The 26,659-nt window shown below is 44.1% G+C and carries 26 protein-coding genes and 1 tRNA gene; 18 read left to right on the top strand and 9 right to left on the bottom strand.

Going from position 1 to position 26,659, the window contains the following annotated elements; genetic code table 11:
* Positions 1 to 446: 446 nt before the first annotated feature.
* Positions 447 to 1,520, bottom strand: a complete 1,074-nt coding sequence (locus FGT79_RS17205; RefSeq protein WP_138754034.1) for an HD-GYP domain-containing protein — start codon at positions 1,518 to 1,520, stop codon at positions 447 to 449.
* Positions 1,521 to 1,623: 103 nt separating this feature from the next.
* The gene (gene gyrA, locus FGT79_RS17200) at positions 1,624 to 4,104 is read right to left on the bottom strand and encodes a DNA gyrase subunit A (RefSeq protein WP_138754033.1); all 2,481 of its coding nucleotides are present in this window, start codon (positions 4,102 to 4,104) and stop codon (positions 1,624 to 1,626) included.
* Between the two features lie 286 nt (positions 4,105 to 4,390).
* On the opposite strand from gyrA, the gene FGT79_RS17195 reads away from it, so the two are divergent.
* Positions 4,391 to 5,164, top strand: coding sequence for a YheC/YheD family protein (locus tag FGT79_RS17195; protein WP_138754032.1), 774 nt, complete (start codon positions 4,391 to 4,393; stop codon positions 5,162 to 5,164).
* A 59-nt stretch (positions 5,165 to 5,223) separates the two neighbouring features.
* Here the strand turns inward: FGT79_RS17195 and gyrB are convergent, their stop codons facing one another.
* The 6 genes from gyrB to dnaA form a co-directional block, all read right to left on the bottom strand.
* Entirely contained in the window at positions 5,224 to 7,134 is a 1,911-nt protein-coding gene (gene gyrB, locus FGT79_RS17190) for a DNA topoisomerase (ATP-hydrolyzing) subunit B (protein ID WP_138754031.1), read from the bottom strand.
* Positions 7,135 to 7,180: 46 nt separating this feature from the next.
* Positions 7,181 to 7,432 (bottom strand): extracellular matrix regulator RemB, encoded by a 252-nt coding sequence (gene remB, locus FGT79_RS17185; RefSeq protein ID WP_012772007.1) that lies wholly within the window; start codon positions 7,430 to 7,432, stop codon positions 7,181 to 7,183.
* A gap of 29 nt (positions 7,433 to 7,461) precedes the next feature.
* On the bottom strand, positions 7,462 to 8,571 hold the full coding sequence (gene recF, locus FGT79_RS17180) for a DNA replication/repair protein RecF (RefSeq protein ID WP_138754030.1): 1,110 nt from the start codon (positions 8,569 to 8,571) through the stop codon (positions 7,462 to 7,464).
* 27 nt (positions 8,572 to 8,598) lie between these two features.
* Entirely contained in the window at positions 8,599 to 8,814 is a 216-nt protein-coding gene (yaaA, locus tag FGT79_RS17175) for a S4 domain-containing protein YaaA (protein ID WP_138754029.1), read from the bottom strand.
* 38 nt (positions 8,815 to 8,852) lie between these two features.
* Positions 8,853 to 9,995 (bottom strand): DNA polymerase III subunit beta, encoded by a 1,143-nt coding sequence (gene dnaN, locus FGT79_RS17170; RefSeq protein ID WP_138754028.1) that lies wholly within the window; start codon positions 9,993 to 9,995, stop codon positions 8,853 to 8,855.
* Between the two features lie 229 nt (positions 9,996 to 10,224).
* Positions 10,225 to 11,580 carry a chromosomal replication initiator protein DnaA gene (dnaA, locus tag FGT79_RS17165; protein WP_138754027.1) on the bottom strand — a complete coding sequence of 452 codons (1,356 nt, stop codon included), beginning with the start codon at positions 11,578 to 11,580 and terminating at the stop codon, positions 10,225 to 10,227.
* Positions 11,581 to 12,218: 638 nt separating this feature from the next.
* Between dnaA and rpmH the strand changes: the two genes are divergently transcribed.
* From rpmH to FGT79_RS17105, 12 genes are all read left to right on the top strand, one after another.
* Positions 12,219 to 12,353, top strand: a complete 135-nt coding sequence (gene rpmH / locus FGT79_RS17160) for a 50S ribosomal protein L34 (protein ID WP_054025773.1) — start codon at positions 12,219 to 12,221, stop codon at positions 12,351 to 12,353.
* Between the two features lie 129 nt (positions 12,354 to 12,482).
* Positions 12,483 to 12,854, top strand: a complete 372-nt coding sequence (gene rnpA, locus FGT79_RS17155; RefSeq protein ID WP_138754026.1) for a ribonuclease P protein component — start codon at positions 12,483 to 12,485, stop codon at positions 12,852 to 12,854.
* Positions 12,855 to 13,207: 353 nt separating this feature from the next.
* The gene (locus FGT79_RS17150) at positions 13,208 to 13,990 is read left to right on the top strand and encodes a YidC/Oxa1 family membrane protein insertase (RefSeq protein WP_138754025.1); all 783 of its coding nucleotides are present in this window, start codon (positions 13,208 to 13,210) and stop codon (positions 13,988 to 13,990) included.
* The gene (gene jag / locus FGT79_RS17145; protein WP_138754024.1) at positions 13,987 to 14,610 is read left to right on the top strand and encodes an RNA-binding cell elongation regulator Jag/EloR; all 624 of its coding nucleotides are present in this window, start codon (positions 13,987 to 13,989) and stop codon (positions 14,608 to 14,610) included. The genes FGT79_RS17150 and jag overlap by 4 nt, the downstream gene beginning before the upstream one ends.
* 95 nt (positions 14,611 to 14,705) lie before the next feature.
* The gene (mnmE, locus tag FGT79_RS17140; RefSeq protein ID WP_138754023.1) at positions 14,706 to 16,085 is read left to right on the top strand and encodes a tRNA uridine-5-carboxymethylaminomethyl(34) synthesis GTPase MnmE; all 1,380 of its coding nucleotides are present in this window, start codon (positions 14,706 to 14,708) and stop codon (positions 16,083 to 16,085) included.
* A 104-nt stretch (positions 16,086 to 16,189) separates the two neighbouring features.
* On the top strand, positions 16,190 to 18,079 hold the full coding sequence (mnmG, locus tag FGT79_RS17135; RefSeq protein WP_138754022.1) for a tRNA uridine-5-carboxymethylaminomethyl(34) synthesis enzyme MnmG: 1,890 nt from the start codon (positions 16,190 to 16,192) through the stop codon (positions 18,077 to 18,079).
* Between the two features lies 1 nt (position 18,080).
* Positions 18,081 to 18,803, top strand: a complete 723-nt coding sequence (gene rsmG, locus FGT79_RS17130) for a 16S rRNA (guanine(527)-N(7))-methyltransferase RsmG (RefSeq protein WP_138754021.1) — start codon at positions 18,081 to 18,083, stop codon at positions 18,801 to 18,803.
* 571 nt (positions 18,804 to 19,374) lie between these two features.
* Entirely contained in the window at positions 19,375 to 20,193 is an 819-nt protein-coding gene (gene noc / locus FGT79_RS17125; protein WP_138754020.1) for a nucleoid occlusion protein, read from the top strand.
* 233 nt (positions 20,194 to 20,426) lie between these two features.
* Positions 20,427 to 21,200: a ParA family protein gene (locus FGT79_RS17120; protein WP_138754019.1), complete on the top strand. Its 774-nt coding sequence runs from the start codon at positions 20,427 to 20,429 to the stop codon at positions 21,198 to 21,200.
* Entirely contained in the window at positions 21,181 to 22,035 is an 855-nt protein-coding gene (locus FGT79_RS17115; protein ID WP_138754018.1) for a ParB/RepB/Spo0J family partition protein, read from the top strand. Before FGT79_RS17120 ends, FGT79_RS17115 begins: the two co-directional genes overlap by 20 nt.
* 101 nt (positions 22,036 to 22,136) lie before the next feature.
* Positions 22,137 to 23,312 carry an aminotransferase class V-fold PLP-dependent enzyme gene (locus FGT79_RS17110; RefSeq protein WP_138754017.1) on the top strand — a complete coding sequence of 392 codons (1,176 nt, stop codon included), beginning with the start codon at positions 22,137 to 22,139 and terminating at the stop codon, positions 23,310 to 23,312.
* A 27-nt stretch (positions 23,313 to 23,339) separates the two neighbouring features.
* The gene (locus FGT79_RS17105) at positions 23,340 to 23,822 is read left to right on the top strand and encodes a DUF4446 family protein (RefSeq protein WP_138754016.1); all 483 of its coding nucleotides are present in this window, start codon (positions 23,340 to 23,342) and stop codon (positions 23,820 to 23,822) included.
* Between the two features lie 7 nt (positions 23,823 to 23,829).
* Here FGT79_RS17105 and yyaC read toward each other — a convergent pair whose 3' ends face one another.
* Positions 23,830 to 24,438, bottom strand: a complete 609-nt coding sequence (gene yyaC, locus FGT79_RS17100; RefSeq protein ID WP_138754015.1) for a spore protease YyaC — start codon at positions 24,436 to 24,438, stop codon at positions 23,830 to 23,832.
* A gap of 111 nt (positions 24,439 to 24,549) precedes the next feature.
* Here yyaC and FGT79_RS17095 point away from each other — a divergent pair, with 111 nt between their 5' ends.
* The 5 genes from FGT79_RS17095 to FGT79_RS17075 all read left to right on the top strand — a co-directional run bounded on the left by FGT79_RS17095 (position 24,550) and on the right by FGT79_RS17075 (position 26,624).
* A complete protein-coding gene (locus FGT79_RS17095; RefSeq protein WP_138754014.1) occupies positions 24,550 to 24,804 on the top strand; it encodes a putative Se/S carrier protein in 255 nt (84 codons plus the stop codon).
* Between the two features lie 32 nt (positions 24,805 to 24,836).
* On the top strand, positions 24,837 to 25,712 hold the full coding sequence (locus tag FGT79_RS17090; RefSeq protein ID WP_138754013.1) for a mechanosensitive ion channel family protein: 876 nt from the start codon (positions 24,837 to 24,839) through the stop codon (positions 25,710 to 25,712).
* Positions 25,702 to 25,923 carry a DUF951 domain-containing protein gene (locus FGT79_RS17085; RefSeq protein WP_138754012.1) on the top strand — a complete coding sequence of 74 codons (222 nt, stop codon included), beginning with the start codon at positions 25,702 to 25,704 and terminating at the stop codon, positions 25,921 to 25,923. Before FGT79_RS17090 ends, FGT79_RS17085 begins: the two co-directional genes overlap by 11 nt.
* Before the next feature lie 71 nt (positions 25,924 to 25,994).
* Positions 25,995 to 26,085 (top strand) — tRNA-Ser (locus FGT79_RS17080).
* Positions 26,086 to 26,156: 71 nt separating this feature from the next.
* Entirely contained in the window at positions 26,157 to 26,624 is a 468-nt protein-coding gene (locus FGT79_RS17075) for a helix-hairpin-helix domain-containing protein (protein WP_138754011.1), read from the top strand.
* Positions 26,625 to 26,659: the final 35 nt, after the last annotated feature.

The raw sequence follows: 26,659 nt of genomic DNA, 5'->3' as shown, positions 1-26,659 counted from the left end.
GTATTAGGCACGCCGCCAGCGTTCGTCCTGAGCCAGGATCAAACTCTCCAAATTGGTGTTTGAAATGCTCATTACTTTTTTATCGCTTTTTCGCTTATCCCGAAGGATTTGCGAGGCAGTTATTACTCGTTGTTCAGTTTTCAAAGAGCAAGCTTTTCTTTCGTGTCGACCGTGTCTCTCGTTGGCGACCTAGATAATATATCATAGGCGCCTATCCCATTGCAAGTGTTTTTTTCATTTTTTTCGTTTTTTTTCTATGTAGCAGCATTTAGTCCCATTGCATTCCCGATAAACCCTTACTATATAGCGGTTTATACACAAAAAATGATTAATTCATCTTCTCAAGACGTACTAATCTATTCAAAAAAAAACAGCACGTACATGAATATGCTTCTGAACAATTACTTCAGGCAGCCATTCCGTACTTACTGCTTTTCATTAAAAAATTACCTCAGTACTTCTTTGATATGCAGTTGTCTCTCGACAATTAAATTTACAATGACACCTTCAATGGAAACCCAAGGTCTAGTCGGATAGTGTTGATCCGAGAATACAATTTCGCCAACTCGTTCATCACTCAACCTTACGACCGTTCCATTGTGGAACTGCGTAGCCTTCTCTACAAAAACACGCACATAAGTAGGATCCAGCTTACCGAACGCATCACTTTGAATCTGCTCCAGCACAAGATACGGAGATGCGGCTTTTCTATACGCTTTATTTAAAGTCATTGCGTGAAAGATATCTGCAATAGCTACAATCTTGGCATATGGATTTATTTTAGTCGCGTCAATACCGAGTGGATACCCCGTTCCATCAACTTTCTCATGATGCTGCAATGATGCCATTTTAACCCCTTCGGTTAGAGCTGGCACATTTTTGAGCAGTTGATAGCCAAGTACCGTATGACGCATCATTTCTTCCTTCTCTTCCACAGATAAGGAATTTGGGTTCAGAAGAATCGATTTGTCGATTTTTACGTTCCCAATGTCATGAAATAGTCCTGCAAATGCAATTTGCATCCAATCCTTCTGAGGAAAGCCTGTCCATTGTGCAATTTGATAAGAAGTTAGAGCGCACATTACCGCATTATGAAGTAAATAATCCTTCTCCAAAAATTGACGCGGTACAAAAGTCAGCAAATTATAATTTTTAATTTGCTCCAATAGCTTCTCCAATTGCTTGCGAATATCCATCACTGGCAAAACTTGTCCAGCAACAAAAGAATTGAATACTTGTCGCAAAACAATGACCATCTTGTCATATTCTTCATGAAGGGGAGATGCCGCAATCATTGGACTCACTTCTTGGGCAGCATCCTCATCTGCGTCCTCACGTGTTTTGCTTGAAGCTTGGTTTGACTCAATCTCTACACTTGTAATGAGGAATGCTTGCAATATTTCCATTTCTTTAGGTGTTACAACTTTCCCCTTTTGAAATAAAACACTGCCAAGCGGAGTGAGGACATCTTCAATAATTTTGTCGCCTAATTTAAGATGTAATAACGTTACCGCCGCCACGAGAGTCCTCTCCCCAGTAAATGAATATTTTCGCTACATATATTTAAGAAACTAAAAACATAAGCTGATCCGCAAAGTATCGGAATCAGCTATGTTTCTCCATTTATTCGTTTGGCGTTTCGCCAATCTCTTCTTCATTCTCGTCTAGTGCTTCATTCTCTTCACTGCGCGCAACACGAGTAACCGTCGCCACCGTATCGTCCTCACGTGTGTTGATGAGCTTGACGCCTTGCGTATTACGTCCCATCGTTGAGATGCCTTCCATGCTGGTACGAATCATCGTTCCAGATGCAGTCATGATCATAAGATCTTCATCGTTCTCAACGACTTTAAGCGAAACGATCGGACCATTCTTATCCGTAACGTTAAGCGTTTTGATACCTTTGCCGCCACGATTCTGAATGCGATAATCGAGTACCGGTGTACGCTTGCCGTAGCCTTTGGAGGTAACGATTAAGATATCCTTATCCGGTACGATAACATCCATGTCGATAACGGTATCTTCCTCGTCAAGCTGGATTCCCTTCACGCCGGTTGCCGAACGTCCCATAGACCGAACATCCTGCTCCGAATAACGAATCGACATCCCCTGAGCTGTACCCATAATAATTTCTTGGTTACCGTCAGTCAGCTTCACGCCGATTAGATCATCATCCTCGCGAAGTGAGATCGCGATAAGTCCAACCTTCCGGATGTTGACATAATCATCAAGCGGAGTCTTCTTCACGACGCCTTGCCTTGTTGCAAAGAACAAGAAGTGCTCGGAATCGAACTCTTGTACAGGGATAACTGCATTTATCGTCTCACCTTGTTCAATTTGAATAAGGTTGATAATTGGCGTTCCACGCGCAGTACGGTTAAGATCAGGTATCTCGTAAGCCTTCAGCTTATACACCTTCCCCTTATTCGTAAAGAACAAGAGATAATGATGCGTATTGGAGACGAATAAATGCTCGACAAAGTCATCATCCTTCGTTCCCATTCCGACTACACCTTTACCGCCCCGCTTCTGGCTCCGATACGTACCAACTGGCAGACGCTTGATATAGCCAGTATGCGTAATGGAAATGATAACGTCCTCGCGAGGAATCAAATCCTCATCCAGAATTTCCTCATCACTTGCCATGAGCTCAGTACGTCGTTCATCACCGAAACGATCCTTCAATTCCGCGAGCTCTGTACTGATGATATCGAGCACTAGCTGCTCATCCGCTAGAATAGCTTTGAGTTCAGTAATTTTCCGCATGAGCTCCGCGTATTCTGCTTCTATTTTGTCTCTTTCAAGTCCGGTCAGACGCTGCAAGCGCATATCTAGAATCGCTTGTGCCTGCTCATGACTGAGTGAGAATCTAGTGATTAATCCTTCACGTGCTTGATCTGCTGTCTGAGATGCACGAATTAACGCGATTACTTCATCCAGATGGTCAAGTGCGATTCGTAAGCCTTCCAAAATGTGTGCCCGAGCTTCTGCCTTCTTGAGGTCAAACTCGGTACGGCGACGTATAACCACAATCTGATGCTGCAAATAATGGTAAAGCATATCGCGAATATTGAGCGTCTTAGGCTCGCCATTCACTAGCGCCAGCATATTAATCCCGAAGTTGGATTGCAACTGCGTATGCTTGTATAAATTGTTCAGTACAATGCTTGGATTTACATCTCGGCGAAGCTCAATAACAACTCGCATACCATTACGGTCAGATTCATCTCGAAGATCAGTAATACCTTCGATTTTCTTCTCCCGAACCAGCTCAGCGATCTTTTCGACCAGCCTTGCTTTGATGACTTGATATGGCAGCTCATGCACAATAATGCGCGCTTTGCCGTTATTCTCTTCGATTGTAGCCCGAGCACGCATGGTCACGGAGCCACGGCCTGTCAAATAAGCTTGACGAATGCCTTGTCGGCCCATTACAAAAGCTGCTGTCGGGAAGTCCGGACCTTTGATATATTCCATTAATTCAACAGGCGTAATATCAGGATTCACAATGAGAGCCTGAACACCGTCAATAACCTCGTTCAAGTTATGAGGTGGAATATTCGTTGCCATACCGACCGCGATTCCTGTTACTCCGTTAACAAGAAGGTTCGGATACCGGGCAGGCAATACGACAGGCTCCGATTCTTCACCATCGTAGTTGGGTGCGAAGTCAATTGTTTCCTTGTTGATATCACGCAGCAATTCCATCGCGATTTTGGAAAGACGAGCTTCTGTATAACGCATGGCTGCTGCAAAGTCGCCGTCAATCGAACCAAAGTTACCGTGTCCATCAACAAGCATGTAACGCATGGAGAAATCCTGCGCCATCCGAACCATTGATTCATACACGGCCGAATCACCGTGTGGATGGTACTTACCGATTACTTCTCCGACGATTCTCGCCGATTTCTTATGGGGCTTGTCCGGTGACATGCCAAGCTCAGACATCGCATACAAAATTCGTCGATGCACAGGCTTCAGTCCATCCCGAACATCGGGAAGAGCCCGGCTTACGATGATACTCATTGCGTAATCCATAAAAGAATCACGCATCTCTGTACCAATATCCCGGTCCTTTATAGATATACGTTGTTCTTCCGCCATGATTTACCTCCCTGACACCATCTATAGCTACTCTTAAACCAACATAACCTTATATTTCTTTCTCAAAAAGCGAGCTTATAAACCTATTTCGCTCATGCTTTTGGGATTCCGGTAAATCTCTCATCATTATTGTTTAAAAATAGGTGAATTACCGCTCTCCATAAATAAAAAGCTGCCATAAAATAAACAGACCCAACTTTCATTATACCACTCAATTCCAAGTCTGTCTCCTTCATCATTGGAATTCCAAGCGAAGATCAGAAACAGCGAGAGAGGAGAAAAATCGTTGAGCATTCAACGTGTTAAGAGCAAATGGGCAAAAACAAAAATTATGCTCAAATCCGATTATTTGCGCCAATACATGCCCGCCACAAGGCTGTTTGACCGAGCAACGCTCCAGTCAATGCTGAACGAATACGGAATGATCTATTTCAAGCCGATTAATGGAACCTTTGGAAACGGCGTCACCCGCATTGAGAGATCAACGACTCCAGGTCTCGGGTACCGTTACCAGTTGAACACAAAGATTATGTACTTCCCAACCTTCGAGCAGCTATACCAAAGACTTGTACGCCAAAAGAAAGGCAGACGCCACATCGTACAGAAGGGCATCCACCTGCTTCGCCATCAGAAGCGTCGCTTTGACATTCGAGTGATGGTCCAAAAAGATCTACGTAATGAATGGGAGGCAACAGGTATTATTGGACGCCTTGCCCATCCTGGAAAAATTGTAACCAATTATCATAGCGGTGGAACTCCAATGGCTATTGAAAGGCTTATGAGCGGCCATGCCACCTTAACAGAGCTTGCTGCTTTCAAAAACCGATTAAGAAAGCTCAGTATCGCCATCGCAGGTAATCTGGAGGCAGCCTATCCCCATTTGAAGGAAATCGGTGTCGATATTGCCATTGACGCTAAGCTCCATCCGTGGATACTGGAAGTAAATACGCTGCCTGACCCTTTTATATTCCGAAAGCTGCCCGACCAAAGCGTCTTTCACAAAGTGTACCGCTACGCGGTCGCCTACGGACGCTTCAAAAAAAGAAGCAGGCGTCCGTAATGGGCGTCTGCTTCTTACCTCTACGCTTGCCAAGCGTAAACGGCTGAAACCTTCCTATTTTAGAAATCGAGATTTGTTACGTATCTCGCATATTTTTGAATAAAATCGCGGCGCGGTTCAACATTATCGCCCATGAGCGTATCAAATACGACATCGGCTTCGATCGCATCCTCAATCGTCACCTGCAGCATCGTGCGGCTCTCTGGATCCATCGTTGTCTCCCATAGCTGTGTAGCATTCATCTCGCCTAGTCCTTTATAACGCTGGACATTTACTTTAACGCCTTCGCCGAACTCTGCAATAATCCGATCACGTTCCTTCTCGGTCTGTGCATAGCGGATAACCTTATTGCGTTCAACCTTGAAGAGCGGCGGCTGAGCGATATAAATATAACCCGCATCTATAATTTGACGCATATATCGATAGAAGAACGTCAGCATAAGCGTACGAATGTGAGCGCCATCGACGTCGGCATCAGTCATGATTATGATTTTGTGATACCTTGCTTTGGCAAGATCAAAGTCATCGCTAATACCGGTTCCGAGCGCTGTAATGATAGCCCGAATCTCTGCATTGCCGAGAATACGATCAAGACGCGCTTTCTCTACGTTCAAGATTTTACCGCGGAGCGGCAATATGGCTTGGAAGTGACGGTCGCGTCCTTGCTTTGCAGATCCGCCTGCAGAGTCACCTTCTACGATGTACAGTTCACTTATCGATGCATCCTTGGAAGAACAATCGGCAAGCTTGCCAGGAAGCGATCCAACTTCAAGGGCGCTTTTCCGACGAGTGAGCTCACGAGCTTTGCGCGCTGCCTCGCGGGCACGTGCGGCCTGCAGCCCTTTTTCAATAATTTTGCGTGATACGGACGGATTCTCTTCGAGAAACTCCTGAAGCTTCTCAGCAAAAAACGACTCTACAATTCCGCGAACCTCACTATTGCCCAGCTTGGTTTTCGTCTGACCCTCGAATTGTGGCTCAGGAATCTTAACGGAAATGATAGCCGTCAAGCCTTCGCGCACATCGTCTCCGGAGAAGTTCGAATCATTATCCTTAATCAGGTTGGATTTGCGTGCATAGTCATTGATGATACGCGTCAGAGCGCTCTTAAAGCCGGACTCATGTGTACCGCCTTCATGCGTATTGATGTTGTTGGCAAAGGAATGAATATTTTCCGTATAGCTGTCGTTGTATTGCAAAGCGACCTCTACATGGATATGATCCTTCGACCCTTCCACATAAATCGGCTGCTCATGGAGCGGCTCACGAGTACGGTTCAAATATTTTACGAACTCGATAAGTCCGCCCTCGTACATAAACGTATTCGATACGCCTGTACGCTCATCGGACAATACAATTTCAATGCCTTTATTCAAAAACGCCAATTCGCGGATCCGCGATTGCAGCGTTTCATAATCAAAAACGGTTGTTTCCGTAAAAATCTCGCTGTCCGGCGTAAACGTAGTCTGTGTGCCCGTTTCCGTCGTATCTCCGATAATTTTGATATCATATTGCGGAGCGCCTTTACGGTATTCTTGCTGATAGATATGTCCTTCACGTTTAACTTGAACAATGACGAGCTCGGAAAGCGCGTTTACGACAGATATACCGACGCCATGCAAGCCGCCAGATACTTTATAGCCCTCACCGCCGAATTTACCTCCAGCATGCAAAACTGTCATTACGACCTCAAGAGTCGATTTCTTCAGTTTCGTATTCTCCCCCACAGGAATGCCGCGTCCATTATCGATAACAGTTATGCTGTTATTCTCGTGAATGATTACTTCGATTCTTGAGCAAAAACCGGCCAAAGCCTCGTCAATACTGTTATCGACAACCTCCCATACGAGATGGTGAAGACCTTTGCCACTGGTGGAGCCAATATACATCCCCGGACGTTTGCGTACCGCCTCTAATCCTTCCAAGACCTGTATCTGACTCTCGTCATACGTATGCTGCTCCAAAGACATGCAACTTCACTGCTCCTCTCAACTGCTGTTCCTAATCGCCTTCGCTCTAGCCGTTCGCTGCAAAATGATGAGCCCTTTTCTTAAGCGTAGAGGATGAAATAGGCGAATAATATATTTTCTGCTTCGTTACAACGATCGATTTCGGCTCTTCCTCGCCTATCGTTTCAACATCCTTGCGCTTGCGTGCTCCCGCAACAAATTGCTTGGAGAGTTTGGAGGATTGCTCGATAGAAATATCAAAAATGGCCACCAGTTCCGCAGCCCGAATTATTTTCTCGCCGCCCAAATGGATGTACATGACCTCTTCCTCACCTCTCCTATTCGCACCTAACGCGTCACTCGGCCGTTCTGCACATGGTAGATGCCGGCATCTTGAAGCCTGCTCACATTCACGCTTTCAAGGCCGGTCGTTGTAATAAAGGTTTGTACTTTGCTTTGAAATGTCTCAATAAGCTGTGTTTGACGATTCTGATCAAGCTCCGACAGCACATCGTCAAGTAATAGAATCGGATATTCACCGATTTCCTCGTTAATGAGCTCTATCTCTGCCAATTTTAAAGATAAGGCCGTTGTTCGCTGCTGCCCTTGAGAGCCGAAGACTTGCGCTTCTTTGCCGTTTATAAAAAACGCCAGATCATCGCGATGCGGTCCCACTAGCGTAACCCCTCTGCGAATCTCCTGATCTTTCACCTGTGTTAACTTTATCATAAATTGATCAAATAAAACAGTTTCATCTTGCTGAGCATCCGCATCAAAAGAAGGGCGATACTCAATTGTGAGCTGCTCGGCCCCGTTTGTTATACCTGCATGGATCTGTTCTGCAAACGTTTGTAATTTATGTATGAAGTGTTTCCTTTTTTTCATGATTTTAACACCATGCTCTGCCAGCTGCATATTCCACACATCCAGCATCGTTTGATTTGCCCCTCCAGGGTAAGCTGCTTTCAAAAAATTATTGCGTTGCTGCAGCACTTTGCCATACTGCTGGAGCGTATACAAATAGCCGGGCTGCACCTGACCGATTTCCATATCGAGAAACCGTCTGCGCACACCCGGCGTTCCTTTTACAATCTCAAGATCCTCTGGCGCGAACATCACGACATTAACAGATCCGATAAAATCGCTTAGCTTACGTTGTTCAAGGCCATTGATTTTGGCTTTCTTTCCTTGCGGCGAATAGAGCAGATCCAGCTTTATAGATCCATATTTTCTGTCGACCTCGCCTGAAATGCGCGCAGAATCCGCTTGCCATCCAATCAACTCTTTATCCTTCGATGTGCGATGTGATTTCGTAAGTGCAAGTACAAATATCGCTTCGAGCAAATTCGTTTTCCCTTGGGCGTTGGGGCCTAGAAATACATTCACCTTATTCGGTGTTTGCAGATCAAGCTCGCTATAGTTACGATAATTTTGAAGCTGAATGCTTGTTAGAAACACGTTTCGACCTCCAGGTCCCTTGGTGCGTTACACTTTGCCTACTACAAAAGCCCCGCAGCCTTCAACCTCTACTTTATCCCCAACATATAACTTTCTGCCTCTGCGGTTATCTGCTTCTCCGTTAATGACAACCGTGTTCTCCTGCAGAAAGAACTTAGCATGACCGCCTGTTGAGATGCAGTCGGACAGCTTCAAGAATTGTCCCAGCGTTATATATTCTGTCTTAATCGCAATTTCTTTCACTTGGTTTCCCTCTTTCATGTCTATGCTTAAACGAGCCTTTAGCCTGTGGTCCGATAAGGCAAGATGACGTACATGCTGTACGCATGATCCATAGGTCTGATAATGATGGGGCTCATAGCTCCCGTAAAGCCAAAAAAGAGCTGCTCGCTGTCGATTACCTTGAGCACATCCAGCATGTACTTCGAGTTAAAAGCAATTCTAAGCGGATCGCCATTGAATTCCTTCGCTTCAAGCTGCTCTGTCACTCTGCCAAGCTCCGTTGAGCTCGATGAAATTTCAATCGTGCCGTCTTCCAGCGTCATTAAACGAACGATATTCGTTTTTTCCTCGCGAGACATCAGATATGCACGGTCAATAGCGTCCATTACATTTTTTGTATCAAGTACAAGTTCTGTTTTGAACGTTTGCGGAATAATCTTAGAAGTATCTGGATAGATGCCGTCCAAGATGCGTGTATAGAACAAAACATTCCCCAGCTTAAATAACACTTGGTTATCTGCTACGACAATATCAACGAGCGCGTTCTGCTCGGGTACGAGCTTCGAGAGCTCAATTAATGTTTTGGCGGATATAACGACATTGCTGAATTTGAACTGATCGTCCGTTTCTACTTGCGCTGTACGGCTTGCAAGTCTGTGACGGTCAGTAGCAATAAATTTAAGTTCGCCTTCTAGAAGATTCCATAGTACACCTGTCAAAATAGGCGTTTGTTCGCTTGCCGAAGCAGCTAGCACGGTTTGACGAATCATCGCTTTTAATAGATCGCCAGGCATTTGCAACACTTCGTTCTGCTCGATGGAAGGAAGTACAGGGAATTCTTCTGGGTCAAGACCCACCATTTGAATTTCTGTCGAGCCGGAGCGGATGATTGTCTGATACGTTGAGCTAACTTCGATCATCACTTGTTCGGAAGGAAGCTTTTTTACGATTTCCACAAAAAACTTGGCTGGAAGCACAACGCTTCCGGGTTTATCCACATGTGCAATAACGAATTGATCTTTTTCCACAGGGATAAAGCTTTGTATGGAAATATCAGTATCGCTTGCAGTAAGTGTTACGCCTAAATGAGTGACTTCGATTTTGATACCGCCAAGAATCGGTATCGCAGGGCGTGAAGAGGCAGCTTTGGCTACTTGTTGTATCGCATCGTTTAGTTCATTTTTTGAAATGGTTAATTTCATGGTTTCACTCCTAGCGTTTTTATAAATGGATTCAGGTATGAACTTATACGAAAACGGATTTTCTGCAAAAGGGTTGCAATAGCCGTTTACGCTTATTTGATGATGTTATTTTAAAGATTTTTAATAGTCGTAGTAGTAGGGGCACTGAATATGTGGATAACCCCGTGGAAGACCGATAAAGCAAGCCTATCCACATGTGCATAGCGTGTGCATAGGCTTGCTTAGTTGTTCACATATGATTTTTGATTTTTTCGGTCAGATTCTGAATGATTTTGTATAGATCCTGATCAATCTTTAGCTGCTGTGTAATTTTCTCATGCGCATGAATGACTGTCGTATGGTCACGCCCTCCGAAAGCCTCGCCTATCTTAGGGAGTGAGAAATCGGTGAGCTCCCTCGACAAATACATTGCAATCTGCCGCGGATAGGCAACTGCTTTTGTCCGCTTCCTCGCTTTGAACTCCTCTAGACGAAGTCCATAGAACTCGCCAACCTTGGTCTGTATGTCATGCATCGTAATCATCCTTGGCCTGCTGGAGGGAATAATATCCTTGAGTGCTTCTGCCGCCAAATGGGACGTAATATCAGCATTTATAAGGGATGAATAAGCGACTACCCTGATTAAGGCGCCTTCTAATTCACGAATGTTCGTATCGATTTGATTAGCAATATAGATCATCGCTTCGTTTGGTATATCTAGGTTTTCTGCTCTTGCCTTCTTTCGAAGAATGGCAATCCGTGTCTCCAGATCCGGAGGCTGTATGTCGGTAATGAGTCCCCATTCAAACCGAGAACGCAGACGATCCTCCAGCGTCGGAATTTCTTTGGGAGGCCTATCGCTAGAGATGACGATCTGCTTTCGTTCCTCGTGAAGCGCATTAAACGTGTGGAAAAACTCTTCCTGTGTCTGCTCTTTTCCGGCGAGAAACTGAATGTCATCAATCAAAAGGACGTCGATATTGCGATATTTTGTACGAAAGCTCTCGCCGCGATTATCACGAATGGCATTGATAAATTCGTTCGTAAATTTCTCGGACGAAATATAAAGCACCTTCGTATTCGGATTATGATCCATGATGTAATGGCCGATGGCGTGCATTAAGTGGGTTTTGCCCAGTCCTACCCCCCCGTATAAAAACAAAGGATTATAGGCTTTGGCTGGTGCTTCGGCTACAGCTAGCGACGCAGCGTGAGCAAATCGGTTATTCGCCCCGATTACAAATGTATCAAATGTATACTTCGGGTTAAGCATATGAGTAGGTGTTGCTTCTTCACTCATAACAGGCGAATGTACGGTTTTCTGCGGGAACATATAGGCCGGCTCGGCGCCCTTTGGTTCTTCTATAGAAAAGCGAACGTCGACCTGCCTGCCCAAAAACTCAAAGAGAGTTGTTCTAATTAGCTTCGTATAACGGCCTTCCAGCCATTCGGCCGCAAATGTTGTCGGCGCTGTTACTTCAAGCATGGAATCATCAACAAAAGAAGCCTTCGTTGCTTTGAACCAGGTGTCAAAGCTCGGTTTGCTTAATTTAGTCTGGATGATCGACAACACTTGCTGCCATAAATCATAGGTATGGCTGTCCACAGACTGTCACTCCTTATCCAAATCGCCACAAGTGGCGCAGTTGCAAGAAAAAATGTCGAAATTAAGGGTATTATAACGAAACCATCCACATTGTACAGATTACCAAGTGAATGAGTTATAAATAGGGGATGAGTTTGTTCACAATGTTATCCACAGGCTGTTGATAAAACTGAGGCAATAACGATCTAATCCACAATGAAAACATAATTATCATAGCAAAAGATCCCTTATATTTCAACGAAATCGCATATTTTATCCACATTCTCAACTGCTTGTGCATAAAAGTTATCTACACCACTACATATTGTTTATATCTTGTTAAGATTTCGACAAAGTTCGTTGTGGGCAGCTGTGGATTGTGCACATGTTATTAGTTTTTGATAAGGAGATGGATTTCATACGTTATCCACAGCGGAAGGATCGTTTCTTTTTATCCACCATTTCCGATTGGCACGGGTCATTGACTTTTGGCGGTCAACATGGTTTAATAAAAAAAGCGTTTTTTAATATAAGAGGTATGAGTCTACGACTTATATCCATTCTTATATTTCACTGCGAAACGATGCTGCTCCGTCCATTTAGACGGCGAGAGCCGTTTACGCTTGATTGGAAACACGCAGTATAGGAGGTGCAGAACGATGAGACCTACATTTAGACCTAATGTAAGCAAACGCGCGAAAGTGCATGGATTCCGCAAACGGATGAGCACAAAGAACGGACGTAAAGTTTTGGCAGCGCGTCGTCAAAGAGGAAGAAAAGTACTGAGCGCATAAGCAGAAGACCACGTCCGGTGGTCTTTTTTTTTTGCTTGTGAGGATGAGGAGCGGGGGGAGCAGGCTGCTTATGCTGCTCACTTGCTTATGATATTTAGAACATCAATGAAGGAACGGTGGCCATCAGTCGTGCATAGAAAATTGCGTCTTCGCAACCGTGAAGACTTCAGCCGGATTTACCGAGGCGGCAAATCATTTGCGAATGGGCAGTTTGTAGTCTATTGGTCTAAGCAGCCATCGGCCGATCCGTTTCGTCTTGGCGTGTCCGCGAGTAAAAAAATCGGCAATGCGGTTGTTCGTAACCGAATGCGCCGGATGATCAAAGAAATTGTTCGTCATCAAGCGAATCGTGTTGTTCCCAGGACTGACTTCATTCTCATTGTCAGAAAGCCGGCAACGTTAATGAAGATGAAGGAAATGGAGAAGAGCGTGCTTCATGTTTTGAAGAAAGCCGGCTTGTTGAAAAGCACAGCAAATACGAAGGTGAAGCGGGCAGATTAAAGCTATTCTGGGCGCTCCATTTGTGTTCCAAAAATAAGAGGTCTTTGTTGGCGCAAATAAGCCGATGAGAGGGACTTGCTCCATGTTTCTTTGTACCATAAATTATGGTATAGTCTAGAATGAAAATATATCATTAATGTGATTCTGTTTAAATATAAGGACGTATAAGTTTCAGTCTTATACCAATGCTTATATTTCAACGCTAAACGCAGCATTGCCGCCAATAGATGGCATAGCCGTTTATGTTTGTTACATATATAATGCTTATATTCATTGCGAAACGAAAGCTAGGCAGCCGAAGTAGGGCACCAGTCGTTTACGCTTGATGTGATGGCTCTCAGAGAGGAGTTTTAATGTTGTTCCGTATTGACTCAAAGAAGAAATGGTTTCTTGTAATTGGACTTGTACTGCTAATGGGACTGTTAGCAGGCTGTACACCTCCACAGGGTGAGAAGATGGTGACTGAAGATTTACTGGGTGGTAACTTCTGGGACAGATATGTTGTTTACTATTTCGCACTTACGCTTGATACGTTTGCGGGCTGGTTTAATGGGCATTACGGTTTAGCTATATTGCTCTTGACCATTATAGTGCGAACATTAATTTTACCATTAACGCTAAAACAATATCGCAGCTCGAAGGCGATGCAAGCTCTACAGCCTCAGATGGCTGAAATTAAGAAGAAGCATAAGGACAACCCGCAGAAACAGCAAGAGGAAACCATGAAGCTGTTCCAGACGAATAAGGTTAATCCGATGGCAGGTTGTTTGCCGCTTATCGTACAAATGCCTGTATTCATTGCGCTTTACAATTCAATTTACAAGAGCAGCGCGATTGCTGAAGACACGTTCCTAGGTCTTCCATTAGGTGAAGCGGGACCTTGGTATTTCCTTCCTGTTCTAGCTGCTGCTACGACTTTTGTTCAATCGAAGATGATGCAAAAACAACAAACACAAACGATGCCCGGTATGGGAATGATGTTAGCGATATTCCCAGTACTTATTTTTGTAATGGCATTGAGTTTCCCAACAGCACTACCGCTATACTGGGTTTACAGTAACATTTACACGATCATTCAAAACTACTTCCTATATGTTCGTAATGCTGATAAGGGTAAGGAGGTCCCTGCGAAATGAAGAAAATCATTGCATCAGGGAAAACGGTAGAGGATGCTGTACGTAACGGTTTAACACAATTGCAAGTCACTGAAGACCGCGTTAAGCAAGTTGTACTTGAACAGCCAACCAAAGGATTCTTTGGACTGTTCGGGGCAAAAGAAGCGAAAGTTGAACTTGAGCTTATTCCCGATCCCATGCTGGAAGCGGAGCAATTCCTCCGTGAAGTAGCTGGTACGATGGGGCTGCAAGTGAACATCGATCGAAAGCAAACAAGAGAGGGAACCCATCTGTCCGTAACTGGCAGCGGTGACCTTGGTATGCTGATTGGACGTCGCGGACAAACGTTGGATGCACTACAGTACTTGGTTAACATTGTGGCTAATCGTTATTCAGACAGTCATCTGCGTATCGTTCTTGATGCAGAGGATTTTCGTGAGCGCCGCCGCAAGACGTTAGCGGATTTGTCCGACCGTTTAGCTGGACGAGTCATTCGGACCAGGAAAGAAGTTGTCCTGGAGCCAATGTCTCCGCATGAGCGCAAGGTAATACATTCGCAGTTGCAGAACCACCCTAAGGTAAAAACGTTCAGTAAAGGTGATGAGCCGAATAGGCGAGTTGTCATCGCGTTAAGACAGTAGGCTATCCCTATAAATGTATAAGAATCAATACGCTATCCACAGCAATGGCTCATAATGGTCATTGCTGTTTTTCCATTTGAGAGGTGCTGACAGCAATGGTACACGATACGATAGCAGCTATTTCGACAGCAGTCGGAGAAGGCGGCATCGCGATAATAAGAGTAAGCGGTCCTGAGGCAATTGCCGGAATCGCTTCTGTTTTTCGATCCAAAATGAATTTAAAGGATGCAGATACCCATACGCTGCATTATGGACATATCGTTGATTCGGCAACAGGCGAAGAGGTGGAGGAGGTACTCGTTACGTTAATGCGAGGTCCACGTTCTTTTACCGCTGAGGATGTTGTCGAGATTAACGCGCATGGCGGCGTTATTGCTGTTAAGAAGGTGCTTGATGTTGTATTGCAGTTGGATGGTTACCGCACAGCAGAGCCAGGGGAATTTACGAAGCGGGCGTTCCTGAACGGTCGTATCGATCTTATGCAAGCCGAAGCGGTTATTGATCTCATACGTTCCAAGTCGGATCGCGCGTTTTCTGTAGCTCGTAAACAAGCAGAGGGTGTATTGTCCAGGCGAATTAAAGCTTTGCGGCAGACCGTTATTGAACTGCTTGCCCATATTGAAGTGAACATTGATTATCCGGAGCATGACGTAGAGGAAATGACGAATGCCTTTATTCGTGACCAATGCGATTCTGCTATTGATGAAATAGATCGTTTGTTAAAAACGGCGAATGAAGGCAAAATATTACGTGAAGGCATTGTAACGGCCATTGTCGGGCGTCCTAATGTCGGCAAGTCGTCGCTGATGAATGTTCTCACTCAGGAGAACAAAGCGATTGTCACGGACATTCCTGGGACTACGCGTGATGTCATTGAGCAGTTCGTCGCTTTGAATGGTATACCGCTGCGTTTACTTGATACAGCCGGCATTCGAGAGACGAATGATGTGGTTGAACGAATCGGAGTAGAACGCTCGCGAAATGCGCTAGAAGAGGCGGATCTCATCTTGTTGGTGCTTAACTATAATGAGCCGCTGCAAACTGATGATCGTGAGCTTTTGCTGCAAATGAAGGGGCGACCCGTCATTGCGATCCTAAATAAGACTGACTTGCCGCGTCAATTAGAAATTGAGGTGGTGGAGGAGTCGATTGCTGCTGATTCTATTGTGAAAATGTCAGTTCTTGAGGAAGATGGTCTCGACCGTTTGGAAAAGACGATAAGCGATATGTTTTTTGAGGGTCAGCTTGAATCAGGTGATTTGACGTATGTAAGCAATGTCCGACATATTGCTTTGTTGAAACGGGCTAAACAATCGTTAGTCGAAGCAATAGAAGCTTCTGAAGCAGGTATACCTATCGATCTCATTCAGATTGATGCGCGTTCGGCGTGGGAGTCACTTGGTGAAATTCTTGGCGATGAAGCCGGAGACTCATTGATTGATCAAATATTCTCGCAGTTCTGTTTAGGGAAATAGAGGGAGACTGCATCAAACGGATTTTTTTGTGGCTGGTTTTCTATAAAAACCAGAGCTTGTGCTTATGAAGAGGGTTTTCTACGAAAACCTTAAGGAGGATAAAAATGAGATATATAGCTGGAGAATATGACGTTATTGTCATTGGAGCAGGGCATGCAGGCTGCGAAGCGGCACTGGCTGCTGCACGTATGGGCTGCGAAACGCTACTGCTTACGATAAATTTGGATATGGTTGCTTTTATGCCTTGTAATCCATCAATTGGTGGCCCAGCCAAAGGGCATGTTGTTCGTGAAATTGATGCTCTGGGCGGCGAGATGGGACGAAATATCGATAAAACGTTTATTCAAATGAGAATGCTTAATACAGGTAAAGGGCCTGCAGTTCATGCATTGCGCGCACAAGCTGATAAGTTTGATTACCAGCATTTGATGAAGAAGACGATTGAAGAAACACCACATTTGACACTTCGCCAAGGGATGGCAGAAGAACTTATCGTTGAGGATGGCAAATGTTTAGGCATAGTCACTAAAACAGGCGCAGAGTATCGTGCTCGTACGACGGTCGTAACAACCGGAACCTATTTGCGCGGTAAAATTATTATGGGTGAGCTGATGTATGAAAGTGGTCCAAACAATCAGCAGCCATCGGTAAGACTTTCTGCAAGCTTGAAGGAGCATGGTCTTGAGCTCGTTCGTTTCAAAACAGGTACGCCGCCGCGCGTTCACAAAGACACAATTGATTTCTCCAAAACAGAAATTCAACCCGGCGATGATAAACCTAAGTTTTTCTCTCACGAAACAGAATCATCTACGAATGAGCAGTTGCCGTGCTGGCTAACGTATACATCAGAAGCGACACATAAAATCATCAATGATAATTTGCACCGTGCACCTATGTTTTCTGGTGCTATTGAGGGTACTGGGCCGCGCTACTGTCCATCTATTGAGGATAAAATTGTTCGCTTCGCGGACAAACCTAAACATCAGATCTTCCTGGAGCCTGAAGGTAAAAATACTTCGGAGTATTACGTGCAGGGATTATCAACAAGCATGCCAGAGGATGTGCAGCTAGGCATTTTACGTTCAATACCAGGTTTGGAAAAAGTTGAGATGATGCGTAATGGCTATGCGATTGAGTATGATGCTGTAGTTCCTACGCAACTGTGGCCATCCTTGGAAACGAAAGTTATCGATAGCTTGTTTACTGCAGGTCAAATTAATGGCACATCTGGATATGAAGAGGCTGCAGGACAGGGCGTTATGGCAGGCATTAACGCTGCCCGCAAAGTTCAAGGGAAAGAGCCGATCATTATTGGAAGAGAAGAAGGCTATATTGGCGTTATGATTGATGACCTGGTTACAAAAGGTACAAATGATCCTTATCGGTTACTGACCTCGCGTGCAGAGTACCGGTTGTTGCTTCGTCACGACAATGCGGATCTTCGGCTAACGCCAACAGGCTTCGAAATTGGCCTTATTTCGGAAGAACGCTACAATAAATTTTTGCACAAAAAAGAAATGGTTGAACTCGATATTGAGCGACTTCGTGGAACAAAGGTGAAACCGGATCAAGTGCATGAAATGCTTGTAGCTGCAGGAACTGCTCCACTGGAGCACGGTACAGACGCGCTTTCCTTGCTAAGACGTCCGGAGGTAACGTATGCGATGCTTGAATCGGTCGTACCATCTGTACCAGAAATGAAAGAAGATATGAAGGAACAAGTCGAGATTCAAATCAAGTACGCAGGTTATATTGAAAAGCAGCTTATACAGGTACAACGTATGAACAAAATGGAGAAAAAGCGAATTCCAGATGACATTGTTTACAACGATGTGAGGAGCTTAGCTTCGGAAGCAAAGCAAAAGCTTTCGCTTATTCGTCCCTTATCAATTGGTCAAGCTTCGCGTATTGCGGGAGTAACACCAGCTGACATTTCTATTCTACTTGTATATCTAGAGCACTATAACCGCGTAACTGCAGCGAGAGGTTCATAAGATGGATGATACATTGCAATGGTTCACAAAAAAAATGGAGGAGAGCGGTATTCCGCTTTCCACTGTTCAACTTGACCAATTCGAGCTATATTATCGACTACTTGTTGAGTGGAACGAAAAAATGAATCTGACAGGCATTACAGAACGAGATGCTGTGTATGAGAAGCATTTCTATGATTCGGTATCACTATCCTTCTATACGAATATGGATAGCGTTCGCAAGCTCGCTGACATCGGATCTGGCGCAGGTTTTCCCAGTATACCGCTGAAAATTTGCTTCCCGCATCTTCAAGTAATGATTGTTGATTCATTAAATAAGAGAATCCAATTTCTCACTCATTTGACGGAGCAGCTTGGACTCGATAATGTCATATGCTTGCATGGCCGTGCTGAGGATATTGCGCAGCAGCAAGTACATCGTGACAGCTACGACTTGGTAACTGCGAGGGCAGTCGCACGTTTGAACGTACTCAATGAATTCTGTCTACCGTTTGTTAAAAAAGGTGGTATATTCGCAGCTATGAAAGGCTCTCAATCAGATGAAGAGGTTCGCGAGGCGACGTTTAGCTTGAAAGAGCTAAAAGGGAAGATTAAATCCCAACATCAACTCGTACTTCCAAATGAACAATCAGAGCGTCATATTGTATTAATTCAGAAGCTTGATGTTACTCCGCGCAAGTACCCAAGAAAAGCGGGAACTCCAATTAAGCAACCACTTGTGTAGGTAGCATTCATTGTTCCACGTGAAACATTTATTGTCTCTGTCGTATAGAGCAATGGATTCATACAAGATTTATTCAACCACAAGCATGTGTCAAGCAGGAGAACAAGCGATCATAGTCGAATTTATAATGTAGATGAAGAGACTGGATAATACCGTTACATCGCGAATAAAAGAGCCATGTTTATAGAACGGTCAGTAATTCGCATTACGGGAAATATAAGCGATGTGTATAATTGAAATACATCTGTTTATATTTAAATAGCCTCTACTGTTATTGCCGAATGAAAGTTGCCATGGATGTTCGCCGTGCAGTTGATGATTATTACCAGAGATAGGTTCAGGCAATAAAAATCATCTTAATGGAAATGAACCAATCTTACTGCTGAAGCGTATTTAATGCAAAAACCTCGTGGTTACTCATGAATAAAATAGCAGCCTGCTTTTGCAAAAAGGTTATAAGAGCTGCATTTGAAATGAAATGCATTAATCCCAACCATATGAGGGAGAAGATGGATTCATTTGATATGAAATAATACGAGGTTTATCTCATGATCGGGTGGTAATTATCGATATGAAAGAACAATTTTCTCGATTGTTCGGCCTGTCCGAGCAGCGCATACCGCAAGAAGAAGTTCGGCAAATACCGATTCAAGAGATTGATCCGAGCCCGTTCCAGCCTCGGAGCATTTTTGATGACGACCGAATTGAAGAATTATGCCAAACTATTAGAACGCATGGTGTCATTCAACCTATTGTTGTACGTATGCGGAATGGAAGATATGAAATTATAGCTGGGGAGCGCCGCTGGCGCGCAGTTACCAAACTTGGCTATGATACGATTCCTGGTATTGTTCGCGAATTTAATGATTCACAGACTGCATCTATTGCGCTAATCGAAAACCTTCAGAGAGAAGGTTTGTCTGCTATTGAAGAGGCGATTGCTTATCAGAAACTAATTGAGTTACATCAATTAACGCAGGAAAGCTTGGCACAACGTCTAGGCAAGAGCCAGTCTACGATTGCAAATAAATTGCGGTTGCTAATGTTGAATGATACGATTAAGATGGCTTTAATGGAGCGGAAAATTACAGAGCGGCATGCACGTGCTTTGCTGTCGTTGGATAGTGAAGAGCTGCAGTTGAAAGTTTTAGATGAAATTATGAATAAGGATTTAAATGTCAAACAAACTGAGGTTAGAATTGCCTTTTTGAAGGAATCAACGAAGTTGAAAAAGGCAAAACGTGTTTCATTTACGAAGGATGTTCGATTAGCTTTAAATACAATCAGACAATCCATTGAAATGGTATCCGGTTCAGGTTTACAAATTAAGACGAATGAAAAGGATCATGACGATCATTATGAGATTGTCATTCAGATTCCTAAGCGATAGAAGTAATTATTATGCTCATAATTACGCTTTTTTTGTGCCGCCCTCTATGAGGGCGGCGAAGCCATTTGTAGCTAAATTGCTTGAATTGCAATAAGGGATTAAATGCGAATTATGAACAGTATGTTTTATACTACAATCAGGGATATACTTCAACAATGAATGATATGGTTCGAATCATTAAATGACTTCAAGACTTAGCACATAAAAGCTATACACATAGAGGTGAGCCGGTTTTGTCCAAAATTATAGCTATAGCCAATCAAAAAGGCGGTGTCGGAAAAACGACAACGTCTGTCAATTTAGCTGCTTGCCTAGCTTCACTCGGAAAAAAAGTGTTGTTAGTCGACATCGATCCACAAGGGAATACAACGAGTGGATTAGGCATTAACAAGGGTGACGTAACAAACTGCATTTATGATGTGCTTATTAATGATGTTCATCCGAAGGATGCGATGTTTGAGACTAGCGTTCCAGGACTAAAGATTATACCTGCAACGATTCAACTGGCAGGAGCAGAAATTGAGTTGGTTCCAACCATTTCACGTGAGCTTCGTCTGAAGAAATCACTGCATATGGTTAAAGATGAATTCGATTATGTTCTTATTGATTGTCCTCCATCATTAGGTATTCTAACAATCAATTCTTTGACTGCAGCAGATTCTGTACTTATTCCGATTCAATGTGAATATTATGCATTAGAAGGATTAAGTCAGCTTCTTAATACGGTTCGTTTGGTTCAGAAGCATCTTAATACATCGCTTCAAATCGAAGGTGTTCTTCTAACGATGCTTGATGCAAGAACGAATTTGGGCATTCAGGTTATCGAAGAAGTTAAAAAGTACTTCCAACAAAAAGTGTATCAAACCATAATTCCTCGCAATGTTCGTTTAAGTGAGGCGCCATCACATGGACAAGCTATTATCACATACGATCCACGTTCTAAAGGTGCGGAAGTTTACACTGAACTCGCAAAGGAAGTGATTATGTATGAGCAAGCGGCTAGGTAGAGGGCTAGATGCGCTTATCCCATCGCTTTCTGTGAATGACGACGATAAAGTTATTGAAATATCATTGAACCAGTTAAGACCAAATCCCTATCAACCAAGAAAGACGTTTGACGAGGATTCTATTAAAGAGTTGGCAGAGTCGATCAAGCAGCATGGCATTATTCAACCTATTATTGTACGGACTGTCCTCAAAGGCTATGAGATTATAGCGGGTGAAAGACGTTTCCGTGCATCGCAATATTGTGGCAATGCTACGATACCAGCTGTTGTAAGAAGCTTCACGGATCAACAAGTTATGGAGATTGCTTTAATTGAAAATCTTCAACGTGAGGATTTGAATGCAATAGAGGTGGCGATTGCCTACCAAGCACTTATTGATAAATTTAAACTTACGCAAGAGGAGCTTTCCATGAAAGTTGGAAAGTCGCGCTCGCATATTGCAAACTTTGTGCGTCTGCTTTCATTACCTACCGAAATCAAAGACAATGTTTCACGTGGAACAATTTCCATGGGGCATGCAAGAGCTTTGGTCGGAATTAAGGATGATAAGAAGCAAAAGGAATTGGCTGATCTTACTGTGTCGCAGGAATGGAGCGTCCGTGAGCTGGAAGAAGCGATTCAAAATCTAGATGCAAAGCAGCCAGATGATACTGCAGCAAAGGCAACACAGCGGAAACGTGATCCGTATATCGACCATCTTGAAGAGTCTCTTAGAGAACGATTTAAGACAACGGTAAAGATCAAACAGCAGAAAGATAAAGGGAAAATTGAACTGCAATATTATAGTAAACAAGACTTGGAAAGACTACTCGAATTGCTTCAATATATGGCATAGACGCTATTCAAACAATGGCATACCTAAGTTGTAATCTTGCTTTTGAAAGATTAAACTAAGGTATGCCATTGTTGTGGAGAGACAGCTAGGAAAGGTGTGAAATGATGATAGACACTGAACAATCGCTCATCTATTTGGACCATGCAGCAACCTCTTGGCCCAAACCGCCAGCGGTAACGGAAGCCATTGTACAGGCGATGCTAAATGATGCAGCTAATCCAGGCAGAGGAAGCCATGCGATGGCAGTACGCGCAAGTCGAATTTTGTTCGAGACGCGAAAGCAGCTTGCTAAGCTTTTTAACATAAAAAACCCAAATGATATTGCTTTTACTTCCAATACGACGATGGCGCTGAATATGGCGATAAAAGGCTGGGTGAAGCCAGGCGATCATGTCATTGCTACCTCGGTTGAACACAATTCGGTAAGGAGACCGTTATATTATTTGGAGCAGACCAGTGGTGTTGAAGTCACTTACTTGCAGTCAGATGAACGAGGGTATTTGAATATAGATGATGTTGCCAATGCCATACGTCCACAAACTACGCTTATTGTTGTTAATCATAGTTCAAATCTTCTTGGTACTATTATGCCAGTTGCACAAATTGGTGAACTGACTCAAAAACATGGCATTAAACTGCTTGTCGATGCAGCTCAAAGTGCTGGCATTATTCCTGTAGATGTGAAGGCAATGGGAATCGACATGTTGGCTTTTCCAGGTCACAAAGGCCTGTTGGGTCCACAAGGCACAGGAGGCTTGTACATCGATCCTGAGCTTGAGTTAGTGCCTTTGTTGCATGGTGGGACGGGGAGTCAATCTGAGGCGCTTGAACAGCCTATGGTAAGACCTGATCGTTACGAGGCGGGCACGCAAAATACACCGGGCTTAGCAGGGCTTAAAGCTGGTGTTCAGTATGTGTTGAATGAGACTGTTCAGAAAATCCATACTAAGGAATGGTTATTGACACAACGGCTGATGGAGGGACTAAAGCTCATTAATGGTGTGAAGCTGCTAGGACCCGAACTTGGCCAAGAGCGCACTGGAATTGTTGCTTTTAACTTGAGTGGAGTTGATCCATCGGAACTGTCATTTATATTAGACCAGCATTATCGCATTGCCGTGCGAGCCGGCTTTCACTGTTCACCGCTCGCACATGCAAGTGCGGGGACAACGGAGACGGGAGCCATTCGCGCCAGCGTAGGTGTATTTACAACAAATGAGGAAGTTGATGCATTATCAGCGGCCATAAAGGAAATCGCACAGCAGTACGGAGCATAGCAATGAATTGGGGGCGGATTAACAACAATGGAAGACTGGACATCAAATCCGATGAATGCTGTTACGGTAGTTATCGCTTTATTGGTCATCATATTAATCATATGGGTTGCAGTCGTCGGCGGGCGGCTGAAAAAGCTGAGAAAGCAATATACAGCGGTCATGGGGAATACAGGAGTTACAAACATGGAGGAAATCATTATTCAACTGAAGGAAGGTCTTGCTGAGCAGCAGCAGGCTAATAAACAACTAAAAGCACAGCTAGTGGGTATTCAATCAGCATTGCCGCTTCAAAAAAACAAAATAGGTATCGTTCGATACAATGCCTTTGCCGAGCAAGGCAGTGATCTTAGTTTTTCGATTGCGATTGTTAATGATGAGAAGGATGGTGCTATCTTCTCAGGTATTCATAGCAGAGATAATACTTATGTGTATGCTAAACCAGTTGAGAAGGGCGAATCAACCTATCCGTTGACTCCGGAGGAGCGGAAAGCCATTATAGAGGCGAAATAAGCTTCAGTTAATTCGTATCCGAAGCAGCCGTTTGCTCAAGAGCACCGGTAGTTAAATGGGCGTGGTTGGCAATAGCGGTAAATAGACTAAGCGAGATAATATCCGACATTTTCATAACAAGATGCAAGCGTGTGTTTTGTAGAACAAAATACTCCATAAAGCCGCCAACATTTACGATACCGGTAATATGAATGTCGCCTACCGGAGGAAGATCTTTGTTGACACCAGCTCCTGGACGAACAGGACCGATACCGACTTGAATGCTCCCAACGCTGGATACTTGGCCAAGACAAGCGTCAATGCCAATTACAAATGGTTTGTGATAGCGTTTGTTAATCTCTATAAGCGTCTCATCTAAATTCATGGCATGTACGGGATTCTCTAATGTACCGAATAACGAGAAATGAGGACTACGATACTTGGACAAATGGGTGCCGATAAGCGGTCCCAATGAATCGCCGGTAGATCGGTCTGTTCCGATGCATACGACGACTATGGGGCGTTTATCTGCAAGCTCCTCCAGCATAGCGGTCAGACGGTTAACGAGCATGCCTATAACATTCGCAGTCGTGTAGGGTACCTTCAATGGCGCTTCTTTAATAAATGAAAGTTTCATAGAATCCCTCCGATAATACCGATATGTTACTAGTATATGGATAGGACAACCATTTTATACGTCAGATAGATTTGATATTTATTATGTTTACTTGTTTCATATTCGAATAAAATGGAGGTCTTGCACGTGTTAATTGCGTTCGACTCGACGCAGCAAGCGTTGCGTGCGGAGATGCTGCTTGAATATGCTGAAATTGAAATTGACATTTGTCCAACGCCAAAGGAAATAACAGCTGGCTGTGCTTTATCCATTCATTTTCCCGAAGCGGACTTGGTCATGGTGAAGGACGTCATCGTTCAAGAAAACGTAGAGGTTAGAGGTATATTTAAGCCAGTCGAGAATGGTTATGAGCAAATCGAAATGTAAACCGAATTGAAGGTTTCAGGGAAGGAGCAGAGATGTCAATCAATGAAGGCTATGATAGGACTGTCACATGGTTAACAGACAATAGTTGGTGGGAAGCCTTCGGAAGCTCAGCGCTGAGGGTCATCATGTTCCTTGTTATTGGGCGATTAGTCGTATGGGCTATACATAAAACCATTGATCGTGTCATATTGGAGCGTGAGAGCAAGAGGGCGGCTAGCCATACTAGACGAATGACAACCGTAGGTAAGCTCATGAAAAATGTGGCCTCCTATGTCGTCTATTTTATTACAATCATGCTCGTATTATCTGAGTTTGGCATTAACCTTGGGCCATTGCTCGCTGGGGCAGGCGTCCTCGGATTAGCGATCGGATTCGGTGCACAAAGTTTAGTGAAAGATATTATAACCGGGTTCTTCATTGTACTGGAGGATCAATTCGCTGTTGGTGACGTGATTCAGACCGGACAATTCAAAGGAACGGTGGAAGTTATCGGTCTGCGCACAACCAGAATTCAAAGCTGGACGGGAGAAGTGCATATTGTCCCCAATGGCATGATTAATGAGGTTACCAACTTCTCGATTAATAACAGCATTGCAGTCATCGATATCTCGATTGCTTTTGAGGAAGAGGTTGATCGCGCACTTGAGGTAATCCGCCATACGATGATTGCGATGCAAGATGAGAATCTGATTAATGCGCCAGAGGTGCTTGGTATTCAGACTATTGCTCCAACAGGAGTAACGATACGCGTCATTGCAGAATGTCGGCCAAACACCCATCCGGTTATAGCGCGTAAGCTCAACATGGTGATTAAGAAAGCACTGGACGCGAACGGAATCGAAATACCATACCCTAGAATGGTAACCTATCACCGAAATGAAAAGGGAGGCGTGAAAGATGGAGCGTAAACAATTCGAGCTGGGCGACGTTGTTCAGATGAAAAAACAGCATCCATGCGGCTCTAATGAAATGGAAATCATACGGATGGGCATGGACATACGCATCAAATGTGTGGGCTGCAAACATAGTGTGCTCATCCCGAGAGCGAAATTCGAAAAAAACATGAAAAAAGTGCTTCGCTCTAATGGATCGGGTGAAGTTGGACTAGATTCCTTCTAGAGTATGCTTTCATTATGGAAATAAATATCTTGCATGATGACAAGCTGTGTGATATGATAATATTTACATGCGGAGAGGTACCCAAGAGGCCCAAGGGGGCTGACTCGAAATCAGCTAGGCGGGTCAAACCGTGCGTGGGTTCGAATCCCACCTTCTCCGCCATAAACAAACAGACAAACGATTCGCTTGCCGAATCGTTTTTTTTATATCTATATCAGGAAGGCGGGGTTCAGATGAGCACACCTAAGCTGCCTTTATCCGAAGACGAACGCAAGCTGTTAAGAAAAGCGAAGATTAAGCTAATGGATTTGAAAAAATATTCTGCTGCTGAGCTGAGTGCGACTTTGCAGATATCAATGGATCGAGCGGAGCATATACGTGGCCTTGCTATCTTTCAAGGAATACCATCGATCGGGCCGAGCCTCGCGAAAAACTTAACGGAGCTTGGTTTTAGCTCTATAGAGATGATAAAGGAAAGCGGAGAGAGCGGCGCTCAGCTTGTAGATCGTCTGGAACGTCTGCATGGCGTTTGGATGGACCCCTGCGTGGAGGATGTGATGAGGCTGGCTGTGTATCATGCAAGTCATCCTGAGAGCGAAAAGCAATGGTGGGATTTTACGGCGGAGCGTAAGGCGTATCGTGAGCAGCATGGCTACCTGCCAGATCGACCGCGCAAAGCTTGGCATGTGGAAACAGAATAGAAGCTAGCTCGTGTGAGCAGGCTTCTGTTCTGTTT

Source organism: Paenibacillus sinopodophylli (assembly GCF_005930355.1).
Classification (GTDB): domain Bacteria; phylum Bacillota; class Bacilli; order Paenibacillales; family Paenibacillaceae; genus Pristimantibacillus; species Pristimantibacillus sinopodophylli.
The sequence above is the reverse complement of the archived record's forward strand: the minus strand, read 5'-3'. Positions and strand labels throughout refer to the sequence as shown.

Coding starts and splice junctions, on each gene's coding strand:
- gyrA (WP_138754033.1), bottom strand. CDS start 4,104: ATGGCGGAAGAACAACGTATATCTATAAAGGACCGGGATATTGGTACA.
- gyrB (WP_138754031.1), bottom strand. CDS start 7,134: ATGTCTTTGGAGCAGCATACGTATGACGAGAGTCAGATACAGGTCTTG.
- remB (WP_012772007.1), bottom strand. CDS start 7,432: ATGTACATCCATTTGGGCGGCGAGAAAATAATTCGGGCTGCGGAACTG.
- dnaN (WP_138754028.1), bottom strand. CDS start 9,995: ATGAAATTAACCATTTCAAAAAATGAACTAAACGATGCGATACAACAA.
- rpmH (WP_054025773.1), top strand. CDS start 12,219: ATGAGACCTACATTTAGACCTAATGTAAGCAAACGCGCGAAAGTGCAT.
- FGT79_RS17150 (WP_138754025.1), top strand. CDS start 13,208: ATGTTGTTCCGTATTGACTCAAAGAAGAAATGGTTTCTTGTAATTGGA.
- jag (WP_138754024.1), top strand. CDS start 13,987: ATGAAGAAAATCATTGCATCAGGGAAAACGGTAGAGGATGCTGTACGT.
- mnmE (WP_138754023.1), top strand. CDS start 14,706: ATGGTACACGATACGATAGCAGCTATTTCGACAGCAGTCGGAGAAGGC.
- mnmG (WP_138754022.1), top strand. CDS start 16,190: ATGAGATATATAGCTGGAGAATATGACGTTATTGTCATTGGAGCAGGG.
- rsmG (WP_138754021.1), top strand. CDS start 18,081: ATGGATGATACATTGCAATGGTTCACAAAAAAAATGGAGGAGAGCGGT.
- noc (WP_138754020.1), top strand. CDS start 19,375: ATGAAAGAACAATTTTCTCGATTGTTCGGCCTGTCCGAGCAGCGCATA.
- FGT79_RS17115 (WP_138754018.1), top strand. CDS start 21,181: ATGAGCAAGCGGCTAGGTAGAGGGCTAGATGCGCTTATCCCATCGCTT.
- FGT79_RS17110 (WP_138754017.1), top strand. CDS start 22,137: ATGATGATAGACACTGAACAATCGCTCATCTATTTGGACCATGCAGCA.
- FGT79_RS17105 (WP_138754016.1), top strand. CDS start 23,340: ATGGAAGACTGGACATCAAATCCGATGAATGCTGTTACGGTAGTTATC.
- yyaC (WP_138754015.1), bottom strand. CDS start 24,438: ATGAAACTTTCATTTATTAAAGAAGCGCCATTGAAGGTACCCTACACG.
- FGT79_RS17095 (WP_138754014.1), top strand. CDS start 24,550: ATGGAGGTCTTGCACGTGTTAATTGCGTTCGACTCGACGCAGCAAGCG.
- FGT79_RS17090 (WP_138754013.1), top strand. CDS start 24,837: ATGTCAATCAATGAAGGCTATGATAGGACTGTCACATGGTTAACAGAC.
- FGT79_RS17085 (WP_138754012.1), top strand. CDS start 25,702: ATGGAGCGTAAACAATTCGAGCTGGGCGACGTTGTTCAGATGAAAAAA.
- FGT79_RS17075 (WP_138754011.1), top strand. CDS start 26,157: ATGAGCACACCTAAGCTGCCTTTATCCGAAGACGAACGCAAGCTGTTA.